Annotated in this window: 14 protein-coding genes; 4 read left to right on the top strand and 10 right to left on the bottom strand. The window is 74.8% G+C overall.

What is annotated here, in order from left to right; genetic code table 11:
* Positions 1–37: 37 nt before the first annotated feature.
* The 3 genes from O7600_RS27120 to O7600_RS27110 form a co-directional block, all read right to left on the bottom strand.
* Positions 38–1,180 (bottom strand): anhydro-N-acetylmuramic acid kinase, encoded by a 1,143-nt coding sequence (locus O7600_RS27120; RefSeq protein ID WP_281591236.1) that lies wholly within the window; start codon positions 1,178–1,180, stop codon positions 38–40.
* Positions 1,181–1,243: 63 nt separating this feature from the next.
* Positions 1,244–2,482, bottom strand: a complete 1,239-nt coding sequence (locus O7600_RS27115; RefSeq protein ID WP_281591235.1) for a TRAM domain-containing protein — start codon at positions 2,480–2,482, stop codon at positions 1,244–1,246.
* A 29-nt stretch (positions 2,483–2,511) separates the two neighbouring features.
* Positions 2,512–4,572: an APC family permease gene (locus O7600_RS27110; protein ID WP_281591234.1), complete on the bottom strand. Its 2,061-nt coding sequence runs from the start codon at positions 4,570–4,572 to the stop codon at positions 2,512–2,514.
* 158 nt (positions 4,573–4,730) lie between these two features.
* Here O7600_RS27110 and O7600_RS27105 point away from each other — a divergent pair, with 158 nt between their 5' ends.
* Together O7600_RS27105 and O7600_RS27100 are read left to right on the top strand one after the other, a co-directional pair.
* Positions 4,731–5,396 carry a TrkA family potassium uptake protein gene (locus tag O7600_RS27105; RefSeq protein ID WP_091579521.1) on the top strand — a complete coding sequence of 222 codons (666 nt, stop codon included), beginning with the start codon at positions 4,731–4,733 and terminating at the stop codon, positions 5,394–5,396.
* Between the two features lie 3 nt (positions 5,397–5,399).
* A complete protein-coding gene (locus O7600_RS27100; RefSeq protein WP_174530510.1) occupies positions 5,400–6,089 on the top strand; it encodes a TrkA family potassium uptake protein in 690 nt (229 codons plus the stop codon).
* Positions 6,090–6,104: 15 nt separating this feature from the next.
* Here the strand turns inward: O7600_RS27100 and O7600_RS27095 are convergent, their stop codons facing one another.
* The 4 genes from O7600_RS27095 to dut form a co-directional block, all read right to left on the bottom strand.
* Positions 6,105–6,785, bottom strand: a complete 681-nt coding sequence (locus O7600_RS27095; RefSeq protein WP_281591233.1) for a DUF3159 domain-containing protein — start codon at positions 6,783–6,785, stop codon at positions 6,105–6,107.
* Entirely contained in the window at positions 6,782–7,162 is a 381-nt protein-coding gene (locus O7600_RS27090; protein ID WP_091579534.1) for an OB-fold nucleic acid binding domain-containing protein, read from the bottom strand. The genes O7600_RS27095 and O7600_RS27090 overlap by 4 nt, the downstream gene beginning before the upstream one ends.
* 163 nt (positions 7,163–7,325) lie before the next feature.
* On the bottom strand, positions 7,326–7,961 hold the full coding sequence (locus O7600_RS27085) for a DUF3710 domain-containing protein (protein ID WP_281591232.1): 636 nt from the start codon (positions 7,959–7,961) through the stop codon (positions 7,326–7,328).
* 25 nt (positions 7,962–7,986) lie between these two features.
* Positions 7,987–8,484 (bottom strand): dUTP diphosphatase, encoded by a 498-nt coding sequence (dut, locus tag O7600_RS27080; protein ID WP_281591231.1) that lies wholly within the window; start codon positions 8,482–8,484, stop codon positions 7,987–7,989.
* Positions 8,485–8,569: 85 nt separating this feature from the next.
* On the opposite strand from dut, the gene O7600_RS27075 reads away from it, so the two are divergent.
* The gene (locus tag O7600_RS27075) at positions 8,570–9,061 is read left to right on the top strand and encodes a DUF3093 domain-containing protein (protein ID WP_281591230.1); all 492 of its coding nucleotides are present in this window, start codon (positions 8,570–8,572) and stop codon (positions 9,059–9,061) included.
* Positions 9,062–9,080: 19 nt separating this feature from the next.
* Here O7600_RS27075 and O7600_RS27070 read toward each other — a convergent pair whose 3' ends face one another.
* A complete protein-coding gene (locus O7600_RS27070; protein ID WP_281594279.1) occupies positions 9,081–9,809 on the bottom strand; it encodes a hypothetical protein in 729 nt (242 codons plus the stop codon).
* Positions 9,810–10,078: 269 nt separating this feature from the next.
* Positions 10,079–10,375: a DUF4193 domain-containing protein gene (locus O7600_RS27065; protein WP_013284790.1), complete on the bottom strand. Its 297-nt coding sequence runs from the start codon at positions 10,373–10,375 to the stop codon at positions 10,079–10,081.
* Positions 10,376–10,812: 437 nt separating this feature from the next.
* Here O7600_RS27065 and O7600_RS27060 point away from each other — a divergent pair, with 437 nt between their 5' ends.
* Positions 10,813–11,328, top strand: coding sequence for a LytR C-terminal domain-containing protein (locus tag O7600_RS27060; RefSeq protein ID WP_281594278.1), 516 nt, complete (start codon positions 10,813–10,815; stop codon positions 11,326–11,328).
* A 97-nt stretch (positions 11,329–11,425) separates the two neighbouring features.
* On the opposite strand, the gene O7600_RS27055 is transcribed toward O7600_RS27060, so the two are convergent.
* Complete coding sequence (locus O7600_RS27055) at positions 11,426–12,247, bottom strand: inositol monophosphatase family protein (RefSeq protein WP_281591229.1); 822 nt, start codon at positions 12,245–12,247, stop codon at positions 11,426–11,428.
* Between the last annotated feature and the right edge of the window lie 7 nt (positions 12,248–12,254).

Raw genomic sequence — 12,254 nt, 5'->3', positions numbered from 1 at the left:
CTATCGGCCGCGGCACAGTCCGCAGCCGAGCCGTGGATCAGGCGGCGACCACCAGCCGGCGCGGCGGCGTCGCCCGGGCCGCCCCGAACGGCGGGCCGGCGGGGGTCCAGGAGCCGAGCACGGCGGCCCGGGAGGCGCCGGTGACCGACGGGACCGCGCCGGGCAGCCCGTGCCAGCTCAGCCACCCCAGCAGCGCGAACGCGTACGCCTCCTTGGCCTGCGCCGGCACGCCCAGCTCGTCGGTGGTGCGCAGCCGCCAGCGCCCGGCGCCCAGCGCGGCCAGCCGGGCCCGGAGTGTGGGATTGCGCACTCCCCCGCCGGCGGCGACCACCTCGGTCACCCCGTGCCGGTCACAGGCGTCGGCGACCGTGCGGGCGGTCAGCTCGGTGAGCGTGGCCAGCACGTCGTCGGCGGCCACCGGCTCGCCCACGGCGGCCAGCGCGGCGTCCAGGTAGCCGCCGTGGAACAGCTCCTTGCCCGTCGACTTGGGCGGCGGCGCGGCGTAGTAGGGCTCGGCGAGCAACCGGGCCAGCAGCGCCCGGTGCACCCGGCCGGCGGCGGCCCGCGCCCCGTCGACGTCGCAAGGGCGGTCGAGGAAGCGGCGGGCGGCGGCGTCCAGCAGCGCGTTGGCCGGGCCCACGTCGTACCCGAGGACCGGCGCCCCGGGCGCGACCACGGTGAGGTTCGCGATGCCGCCCAGGTTCAGCGCCGCGCGGGCCCCGGCACTCCCGTCGAGCAGCAGCGCGTCGAACGCCGGGACCAGCGGCGCGCCCTGCCCGCCGGCCGCCACGTCCGCCGAGCGCAGGTCGTGCAGCACGGGTACGCCCACCCGGGCGGCGACCCGGGCCGGCGCGCCGAGCTGGAGGGTGCCGCGCACCCGGCCGGCCTCGACCCAGTGGAAGACGGTCTGGCCGTGGGAGACGACCGCGTCGACGGTGCCCCCGGCCAGCTCGACGCCGACGGCCGCCGCCTCGGCGAACACCTCACCGAGCCGGTTGTCGAGCCGGCACACCGCCTCGATCGTGGTGCCCGCCGGCGGCAGCAGCGCGCCGATCTGCGCCCGCAGGTCGTCCGGGTAGGCCAGCTCGCGGTGCCCGAGCGGCCGCAGCCACAACGTGTCCCCGTCGAGGGTGAACTCGCCCGCCGCCACGTCCACCCCGTCGTACGAGGTGCCCGACATCAGCCCGACGATGTGCAAGGAAGGGCCCCCTTTTAACGGATCCGGTAGAGGAAGGGCCCCCGCTTAACGCGCCGGGGGCAGGAACAGGCCGACCAACTCGACGTGCTGGGTCATCGGGAACAGGTCGAACCCGCGCAGCGCGGCCAGCCGCCAACCCGCCTCGGCGAACGTGTGCACGTCCCGGGCGAAGGCGGCCGGGTCGCAGGCCACGTACGCGACCGCGCGCGGCCCGGCGGCCACCACGCCGCGCACCACCGGGGCGCCCGCGCCGGAGCGCGGCGGGTCGAGCACCACCAGGTCGACCGGGCCGGTGATCCGGCGCCGGGCCAGCGCGGTCTCGACCCGGGCCGCGACCACCTCGACGGCGGGCAGGTCGGCCAGGTTGGTCCGGGCGGCGGCCACCCCGTCGGGCGCCGACTCGACCACCGTCACCCGGGCCCCGTCGACCCGACCGGCGAGCGCGGCGGCGAACAGCCCGGCCCCGCCGTACAAGTCCCAGGCGCTCTCGCCCGGACGCGGGTCGAGCAGGTCGAGCACGGCGCCGACCAGGGCGTCGGCCGCCGCCGGGTGCACCTGCCAGAAGCCGGCGGCGGGCAGCGTGAAGGACCGCCCGGCCGCCGTCTCCCGGACCCGCTCCGGCCCGCTCACCGCCGTGGCGACCCCTTCGGCGTACGCGACCACGGCGACGTCCCCGCCGGTGCTGGCGACCGTCTCCACCGCGTCGGCGTCCGGCCAGCGCGCCCCGGTGGGCGGCAGCACCGGCAGCTCCTGGATCGCCGGGTGGGCGATCAGGCACCGCTCGATCGGCACCACCTCGTGCGAGCGGTGCTTGAGCAGCCCGGCCCGGCCGGTCGCGTCGACCGCGTAGCGGACCCGGGAGCGCCAGCCCAGCGGCCCGCCGGGCAGCGCCTCGACCCGGACGCCGAGCGCGTCGACCTGGGCGTCGGTGAGCCGACCCAGCCGGGTGAGCTGCTCGCGCACCACGGCGACCTTCCAGTCGAGCTGGGCCGCCGGGGCGACGTGCTGAAGGTCGCAGCCGCCGCACGCGCCGGGCCGGGCGTACGGGCAGGGCGGGACGACCCGGTCCGGGGAGGCGTCGAGGATCTCCACCGCGTCGGCGCGGGCGAAGCCACGGTGCAGCTCGGTCACCTCGGCCACCACCCGCTCGCCGGGCAGCGCGTGCCGGACGAAGACCACCTGGCCGCCGACCCGGGCCACGCAGTGCCCGCCCGGCGCGACCGCGTCGACGGTCAGCTCGACCCGCTCGGCCTCCTCCAGCCCGGGGCGTTCCGGCGCGTTCACGACATCACCTTTCGTTCGCGACCGCGCGCTCACGGGCGGCCGCCCGACTCGTCGGAGGGCGCGGGGGCGGCCGGCGGCACGGTCGGCGGCAGCGTGCTCTGCGGCGCCACCCGGGGGCCGCGGGCCGGGCCCCGGCTGAGCGTGGCGTCGAGGCGGTCCAGGTTCTTGCTGGCGGTGGAGGCGAGCTGCCAGGGCACGCTGGTCACCATCACGCCCGGCTCGAACAGCAGCCGGCCCTTGAGCCGCAGCGCGCTCTGGTTGTGCAGCAGGTTCTCCCACCAGCGCCCGACCACGTACTCGGGAATGAAGACGGTGACCACGTCGCGGGGCGACTCGCGGCGGACCGAGGCGACGAAGTTGAGGATCGGCCGGGTGATCTCCCGGTACGGGGAGTCGATCACGGTCAGCGGCACCGGCAGCTCCCGACGCTCCCAGTCGGCCTGGAGGTCCCGGGTGTCCTTCTCGTCCACGTTGACGGTCACCGCGGTCAGCGTGTCCGGCCGGGTCGCCCGGGCGTACGCGACGGCCCGCAGGGTCGGCTGGTGCAGCTTGCTGACCAGCACGATGGCGTGGTTGCGGGCGGGCAGCACGGCCCGCTGCTCGGTCGGCTCCAGCTCGGCCGCGACCCGGTCGTAGTGCCGGCGGATGGCGAGCATGACCACGTACATCACCGCCATGGCGACGATCGCGATCCACGCGCCGAGCAGAAACTTGGTGACCAGCACGATGATCAGCACGATGCCGGTCATGGCCATGCCGAACGTGTTGATCGCCCGGGAGCGGATCATCCGCCGCCGGGCCTCCGGGTCGCGCTCGGTGCGCAGGTGCCGGTTCCAGTGCCGGATCATGCCGGCCTGGGAGAGCGTGAACGAGACGAAGACGCCGACGATGTAGAGCTGGATGAGCCGGGTCACCTCGGCCTGGAAGCCGATGATCAGCACCACCGCGAAGACGGCGAGGAAGACGATGCCGTTGGAGAACGCCAGCCGGTCGCCGCGGGTGTGCAGCTGGCGCGGCAGGTAGCGGTCCTGGGCCAGGATCGAGCCGAGCACCGGGAAGCCGTTGAACGCGGTGTTGGCGGCCAGGAACAGGATCAGCGCGGTCATGCCGGCGACCACGTAGAGCAGCACCGAGCCGCTGCCGAACACGGTCTCGCCGAGCTGCGCGGTGACCGTCTTCTGGACGTACCCGGCCGGGCCGCCGACGATCTGCGTCGTCGGGTCCTCGACGAACTGCAGGCCGGTCCGGCGGGCCAGCAGGATGATGCCGACCAGCATGCTGACCGCGATGGTGCCGAGCAGCAGCAGCGTGGTCGCCGCGTTCTTCGACTTCGGCGACTTGAACGCCGGTACGCCGTTGGAGATGGCCTCGACGCCGGTGAGCGCGGCGCAGCCGGACGAGAACGTGCGCAGCAGCAGGAAGATCAGCGCGAAGCCGGTAACGCTGTGCTCGGCGTGGATCTCCAGGCCGGCGCTGGGGGCACGCAGGTCGTCGCCGAGCACGAAGATCCGCACGAAACCGGTCAGCAGCATGCCGCCGATGACGATGACGAAGCCGTAGGTGGGGATGGCGAACGCGGTGCCCGACTCGCGCAGGCCGCGCAGGTTCATCGCGGTGAGCAGCACGACCGCGCTGACCGCGATGAGCACCTTGTGGGTGGCCACGAACGGCACCACCGAGCCGAGGTTGGCCACACCCGAGGAGACCGACACGGCGACCGTGAGCACGTAGTCGACGAGTAGCGCGCTGGCCACCGCGAGGCCGGCGCGCGGCCCGAGGTTGACCGTGGCCACCTCGTAGTCGCCGCCGCCGGAGGGGTACGCGTGCACGTTCTGCCGGTAGCTCGCCACCACGGTGAGCATCACCACGACGACGGCGAGCGCGATCCACGGCGAGAAGAAGAACGCCGAGGCGCCGGCGATGGAGAGCGTCAGCAGGATCTCGTCCGGCGCGTACGCCACGGAGGAGAGCGCGTCGGACGCGAAGACCGGCAGCGCGATGCGCTTCGGCAGCAGGGTGTGCTGCAGGCGGTCGGACCGGAACGGTCGACCGAGGAGGAGTCGCTTCAGCAGCGAGGTGGGTCGGGCCACAGCCGCCAAGCGTACGGCCACCCGCCTCGGGACGGTGGGGTGGCTGATCACCCCCGCGCGCGGCCGCGCGGTACGGTTCGGTGCCCCGTCGCGGGCGGGGACGTGGCAGGCTCGCAGACGACGGGTCGGCGGGCGGCACCGTGGGAGGAGCGGACACCGTGCATGTCGTGATCATGGGCTGCGGTCGGGTCGGGTCGACCCTGGCCCACAGCCTGGAGTCCCGGGGGCACTCGGTGGCGGTGATCGACCAGGACGCGGACGCGTTCCGCCGACTCGGGCCGGACTTCGCGGGCATCACGGTCACCGGCGCCGGCTTCGACGGCGAGGTGCTGCGTCAGGCCGGCATCGAGCGGGCCGACGCCTTCGCCGCGGTCTCCAGCGGCGACAACTCCAACATCATCTCGGCCCGGCTGGCCCGCGAGACGTTCGGCGTCTCCCGGGTCGCGGCCCGGATCTACGACCAGCGCCGCGCCCAGGTCTACGAGCGCCTCGGCATCCCCACCGTGGCGACGGTCCGGTGGACCGCCGACCGGATGCTGCGGCACCTGGTCCCCGAGGGCAACGTGGAGATCTTCCGCGACCCGACCAGCACCGTGTCGATCATCGAGGTGCCGGTGCACAAGGACTGGATCGGCCGGTCGCTGCGACAGCTGGAGGAGGCCGTCGGCGCCCGGGTGGCCTACCTGACCCGGTTCGGGATCGGCACCCTGCCCACCGCCTCCACCGTGGTGCAGGAGGGCGACCAGGTCTTCATGCTGGTGACCGACGACATCACCGCGTCGGTCACGTCGGTGGCGGCGACGCCGCCGGAAGGGGGGCACTGAGCCATGCGGATCGCCATCGCCGGCGCCGGCAACGTGGGCCGTTCGATCGCCCAGGAGCTGATCGACAACGGCCACCAGGTGATGTTGATCGAGCGGCAGCCCAAGATGCTGCGGCCGGACCGGGTGCCGGCCGCAGACTGGGTGCTCGCCGACGCGTGCGAGCTGGCCAGCCTCGAGGAGGCCAACGTGGCCGGCTGCGACGTGGTGGTGGCGGCCACCGGCGACGACAAGGTCAACCTGGTGGTCTCGCTGCTGGCCAAGACCGAGTTCGCGGTGCCCCGCGTGGTCGCCCGGGTCAACCGGGCGGAGAACGAGTGGCTCTTCACCGAGCAGTGGGGCGTGGACGTCGCGGTCAGCAAGCCGCGGGTGATGGCGGCGCTGGTCGAGGAGGCGGTCACCGTCGGCGACCTGGTCCGGTTGATGACGTTCCGGCAGGGCGAGGCGAACCTGGTCGAGATCACGCTGCCGCCGACCGCGCCATACGTCGGGCAGCCGATCCACGCGGTGCCGCTGCCCCGGGACGCGGCGCTGGTGGCGATCCTGCGCGGCAAGCGGGTGCTGGTGCCCACCCCGGACGACCCGATCGAGGCCGGCGACGAGTTGGTCTTCGTGTGCACGGCGGAGGTGGAGGACGAGGTGCGCGGCGTCGTCCTGGGCCCGGAGAGCACCGAGCGGCACCGCGGGCGCCCCTGACGGGCGGGCGGCCCCTCAGGCGCCGGGCAGCGGGGCCGGGGCGCCCTCCCGGGTGACCCGGCGCACCACCCAGACCGTGATCAGCAGCAGCAGCGCGTACGGCGGGTAGCCCAGGGCGAGCCGGGCCACGCCGAGCGCGGTGTCCTGGTGGGCCAGGTAGAGCCCGGCCTGCACGCCGACCTTGGCCAGCCACACCACGCCCCAGAGCACAGTGAGCTGGGTGAAGGTGCGCACCAGCCTCGGGTCGTCGCGCCACTCGGAGCGGCCCTTGGCCACCAGCACCGACCAGATCCAGCCGACCAGCGGCTGCCGGATCGCGGCCGACAGCAGCAGCGCCAGCCCGTAGCCGATCCCGTAGAGAATGCCGGGCAGGTAGAAGTCGCGCTCGTTGCCGGTGCGCCAGGCGATGGCCGCGCCGATGCCGACGCCGAACAGCCCGTTCACCGCGTGCCGCACCGGCCGGCGCTGGATCAGCCGGAGCACGGCGATCAGCAGCGCCACCGCGACCGAGGCGATCACCGCGGGACGCAGCTCGCCCACCACGTTGGCGATCACGAAGACCACCACCGGGATGCTCGACTCGACCAGCCCGCGCCAGCCGCCCAGCTGGTCGGCCATCTGCTCGGCGATGCTGGGCAGCCGCTCGTCGTCCTGCGGGTCGAGCCCCGACGGGGTGCGCTGCTGTCCGGTCGTCACTTCGGCGACTCCAGCTCGTAGTACGGGTTGTAGATCACCTTGCGGTCGTCCCGCACGGCCACCCGGCCGCGGGCGGTGAGGTGCCGGCCCGGCTCGATCCCGGCGATGTGCCGCCGGCCCAGCCACACCAGGGTGACCACGTCGTTGCCGTCGTAGAGGTCGGCCTCCAGCGTGGGCAGGTTGGTGCGCGGCGTGTAGACCACCGTGCGCAGCCGCCCGGCCACCGAGACCACCTGGCCCCGGTTGCACTGGTGGGTCGGCGTGCCGCCGGACTCGGCGCTCTCCCGGCGCAGCTCCTGCGCCTCGATCTCGGCCTCGCTCGCGGTGAGCCGTTGCAGGAGCCGCCGCAGCGACACCCGGCCCTGGTCGGTCGTCATGACCTCCGCGTCACCCTCTCCACGCCGGGGCTCCGCGGACGGCGGAACCGTCCCGCCAGCGTACGCCGATCCGGCGCGCCGGCGGGACCGGCGTGGGCGCGCACGCGACGGGCCCGGCGCCGCCGGCCCGCAGGCCGACGGGACCGGGCCCCGGCACGGTGCGTCAGACCTCCTGCGGACCGGCGGCGGCCTGCTCCTGGGCGGCCTGCTGCTCGGCGACCTCGCGGGGCAGCCGCAGCGGCAGCGGCTCCCGCACCGGCTTGGCCTCCTGCCCGCGGTCGACCACCAGGCCGTCCAGGCAGGCCGCCAGCGGGCCGGCGGCGGCCGGGTCGGTGGCCGCCTGGCCCTGGAAGACGCCGCGGACCATCCAGCGCGGCCCGTCGATGCCGACGAACCGCAGGTCGGTCATGCCGTCCGGGGTGCGCAGCCGGGCGCGCAGCTCGGTGCCGTACTCGCCCTCGACCTCCTGGGCCGCGGCGCCGTCGTTGAACAGCGACTGGCGGATCTCCTCGCGCACCTCGTCCCAGATGCCGTCGGAGCGGGGCGCGGCGAAGACGCCGAGCTGGAGCGCGTTCTGCCCGTGCACCAGCACCACCTGCTGGATCACCCCCTGGGGGTCGGCCTGCACCCGCACCTCCACGTCCGGCACCGCCGGGATCTGGAGGCTGCCCAGGTCCAGCCGGGGCGCGTCGGGCGCCTCGCTGGCGTCGTACGGGCCGCGGGACGGCCCGGCGGCCTCCTCGACGTCGAGGACCGCGTCGTCACGCGTCTCGTCGGCCCGCTTCCGGGAGAAGATCACTGCGCCCACCCTCCGCTGTTCGCACTCACCCTGCCACCTCTTCGTCCTGCCCACCGGCCGGAGCCGGAACCAGCCCGGCGTGCCCGCCGGTGGATCCGTGCCCACCGGTGCCGCGCCGCGACCCGGGCAGCTCGGCCACCGGCCGGAACTCGGCCCGGGCGACCCGCTGGACCACCAGCTGGGCGATCCGGTCGCCCCGGCTGATCGTGGCCGGCCTGTCCCGATCATGGTTGATCAGGTTGACCAGGATCTCACCCCGGTAGCCGGCGTCGACCGTACCGGGCGCGTTGAGCACCGTCACGCCGAGCCTGGCGGCCAACCCCGATCGGGGGTGGACCAGTCCCACGTACCCCTCGGGCAGCGCCACCGCGACGCCGGTGGGCACCAGGGCCCGGCCGCCGGGCGGCAGCTCCACGTCCACGGCGGACACCAGGTCCGCGCCGGCGTCGCCGGGATGGGCGTACGCCGGCAGCGGCAGCTCCGGGTCGAGCTGCCGTACGGGCACGGGCACGACGTCTGTCACGGTCATCCTCTTCCGTCCGGTCCTCGCGGGGTGACCCTGCCATCCTGCCGGTTGGCCGACCCGCCGCGCGCCGTACCCTCGCAGTGTGCGTCAGTCGTCATCCCCGGCCGCCCCGACGGCCACCCCCGCGCCGTACGCGGAGCGCCTCGGGCTGCCCTGGTGGGCCTGGCCGGTGGGCCTGGCCGTGGCCGGGTTGCTCGCCGCCGAGCTGTGGCTGGGCGCCACCGGGGTCCGCGCCTGGCTGCCGTTCGTGCTGCTGATTCCCGGCACGGTGGCCGCGCTGTGGTGGCTGGGCCGGATCCGGGTCGAGGTGCGCGACGGCGAGCTGCGGGTCGACGACGCCCACCTGCCGGTGCGGCACGTCGCGGACGTGGTGCCGCTCGACGCGGCCGGCCGGCGCGAGGTGCTCGGCGTCGGCGCCGACCCACTCGCCTTCGTGGTCCAGCGTCCCTGGGTCGGCGGCGCGGTCCAGGTGGTGCTGGACGACCCGGCGGACCCGACCCCGTTCTGGGTGGTCAGCACCCGGCGTCCGGTGGAGCTGGCGGCGGCCCTGCTGGCCGCCCGCGACGCGGCCTGACCGTCCCCCGCCGGGGCCCTCAGCCCCGCTTGTGCGGGAGGCCGCGGGCGGTGTGCCGGAGGTCCTTGCGGAGCTGCTCGCCGAGCGCGCGGGTGGCCCGCCGGTTGAGGTAGCCGGCCACCGCGGCGCCGGTCAGGAACGGCCCGAGCGTGGTGAGGTTGCGACCGAACCGGCGCAGCAGGCTGTCGCGCAGCTCGCGGCGGGCGGCGGTGCCCAGCACCGCGCTCACCCCGACGCCCGGCATCATCGGGTTGATCCCCCGCTGTCCGGCCCAGGACTGCACCAGCGCCACGGCGCGGGCGGTGCCGCCGGTCGGCAGCGGCATCCGGTGGATCTCGTGCAGCTCGCCGATCAGCTTCAGCTCGATCGCCACCACCGCGACCGTCTCGGCGGCCAGCAGGACGGGGGCGGAGAGCAGCGTGGGCGTGACCGCCCACTCGACCGCGGCGACCCCGCCACCGGCCGCGCCGACCCCGGCGGTGGCCCGGGAGGCGTTGCGGACCAGCCGGTCGGCCAGCTCGTCGTCGTCCAGCCCCGGGAAGTGCCGCCGGAGCGTGGCCAGGTCCCGGATCGGCACGTGCGGGGCGACCTCGGCGACGGTGTCCGTCATCCAGCGCAGCGCCGCCTTCGGCTTGAACAGGTCGGTGATGCCGCGGGCCCGGGCCTGGCCGACCATCCGGACCAGCAGTTGCCGGCGGCGGGCCGGCGCGATGTCGTCGGCGGTCAGGGCGGCGACGGTCGCGCCCAGCTCGTCACCGTCTCCACCGGACGGCGCCCGGCCCGGCTCGGCCGGAGCGGTGGCCGCGTCCGGGGTGGTCGGCGCCGGTCCCGGCTCCGGGGCCGGCGTTCGGTCGGTCCCGTCCGCACGCTCGCTGCGCTCGCTCACCCGTCCGCCCTCCTGCTCCGTGCGGCGTGGCAGCCGCCGCTACGAGTCAAGCAGCTTCCGGCCACCCGCGCACGGCAGCTCGAACAGCGGCGGCCCCGCACCGGGGCCGCCGCCGGTTTCCCCGGGCGGGATCAGACGCACTCGCGGCAGATCAGGTCGCCGTTGCGCTCGACCGCCAGCTGGCTGCGGTGGTGGACCAGGAAGCAGCGCGCGCACCGGAACTCGTCCTGCTGCATCGGGAGGACCTTGACCGTGAGCTCCTCGTCGGCCAGATCGGCGCCGGGCAGCTCGAAGCTCTCGGCCACCTCGGCCTCGTCGACGTCCACGGCGCCCGACTGTGAGTCGACCCGCCGGGCCTTGAGCTCTTCGAGGCTGTCCTCGCCGAGGTCGACCTCGTCGCGACGCGGGGCGTCGTAGTCGGTGGCCATCGGTTTCACTCTCCAATATCGATATGGTCGCTGCCGGTTGTAACGCCGGACGACGCCGTTTCGGTTCCCCTGGCCGGCCACCATCTGTGTCGGGCACCCGACCCGACGACCGTTGGGTCGGGCTCGCCGGAGCGGAACCCCCCGGCGAGCGCGGAACCTTACCCCCCCTTTGGGCGAGGCATGTATACCGCCCTCGCGGGAGAGATGTACGCCCCTGCGCCCGAAGTTGTTCCCAATGTGACTCAGGCGACACGAAGATAGGGGTAGTCCTACCCGTTCCCCCGGTGGCGCGCCGGCATGTCGGACTGTTTCCACGCGGGAGCCGGACAAGGGTTAACCTCAGCGGCGTACTGGACGGCCACGCACGCGGCCCGACCGCGGCGGCCGCCGCCACCCAATCACTGTCCGGGGGAGCGCCCAGGATGAGTTTTGCGCGAGTGCGGGCACTCGTTGTCGTCGGACTGCTGGCGGTCATCGCCCTGGTCATCGTGGTCGTCGCCGTGGTGCGCGACACCCAGAGCAAGGCGGGCACGGCCGCCGGGTGCCCGGACGGCTGGCAGCTGGTCGACCTGCGGCTGCGGGAGCAGAAGGACGTGAAGCTCAACGTCTACAACGCCACCGACGAGGCCGGCCGGGCCGGCCTGGTCGCGGACGACTTCCGCAACCGCAAGTTCCAGGTCAAGAAGGTCGGCAACGAGAAGAAGGCGTTCGACGGCGTGGCCATGCTGCGCTACGGCCCCAAGGGCGTCGGCTCGGCGCACCTGCTGCGGGCGTACTTCCTCAACGAGGCCGAGCGGAAGTTCGACCCGAACCGCAAGGACGACAGCGTCGACGTGGTCCTGGGCAACGGCTTCCAGCAGTTGGCCACCACCACCGAGGTGAACCAGTCGCTCGGCGACCTGGGCGCGCCCGAGGCGCCGGAGGAGACGTGCCCGATGCCGGTCGACAAGTGACCGGCGGGCCGGTCACCCGGCCCGACCCGACGACGACGCAGGGCGGCCTCCGCGGTTCGGGAGGCCGCCCTGACGCGTACGCCGGGGTGGGCGCCGGTCACGGCCCGCCGGAGGCGTCCAGGTCGGCGAGGCGGGTGTGCAGCGGCCCGTGCAGCGCCGGCGGCGCGGCGAGCACCAGGTCCGGCCCGGCCGCCCGACCGGACAGCCCGGTCACCAGCAGCCCGGCCTCGCGGGCGACCAGCCCGCCGGCGGCGAGGTCCCAGGCGGCGAGCCCCTTCTCGTAGTAGGCGTCCACCCGCCCCTCGGCGGCCAGGCAGAGGTCGAGCGCGGCCGCGCCCATCCGGCGGATGTCCCGCACGTGCGGGATCAGCTCGGCGACCACGCGGGCCTGGTGCGCCCGGCGGCCGGCGTCGTACCCGAAGCCGGTGGCGACCAGCGCCTGCCCCAGGTCGGTCTCGGTGGAGCAGCGCAGCCGCTCCCCGTCCCGCCAGGCCCCGCCGCCGGCGGTGGCGGTCCACTCCTCGCCGGTGGCGATGTTGCGCACCACCCCGGCCACGACCTCGCCGGCCACCTCGGCGGCGAGCGAGACCGCGCAGTAGGGCAGCCCGTAGAGGTAGTTGACGGTGCCGTCGATCGGGTCGACGACCCAGCGCACGCCGTCCTCGGCGGCCGGGCCGGTGTCCCCCGTGCCGTACTCCTCGCCGAGCACCGCGTCGCCGGGGCGGCGCTCCCGCAGCGCCGCCAGCACCTGCCGCTCGACCGCGCGGTCGGCGGCGGTGACCACGTCGGTCACCGTGCTCTTGGTCGCGGCCACCGACACGCCCTCGGCCCGCATCCGGTGCGCGGTGGCGGCGGCGTCGCGGGCCACCTCGACGGCGATCGTGAGCAACTCCCGCGGCGTGGGCGCCGAGGTGATCATGTTTGTC

It is taken from the genome of Micromonospora sp. WMMA1998, from assembly GCF_027497375.1.
Lineage (GTDB): Bacteria > Actinomycetota > Actinomycetes > Mycobacteriales > Micromonosporaceae > Micromonospora > Micromonospora sediminicola.
Note: the sequence above shows the minus strand (reverse complement) of the source record. Positions and strands in the feature narration are given on the sequence as shown.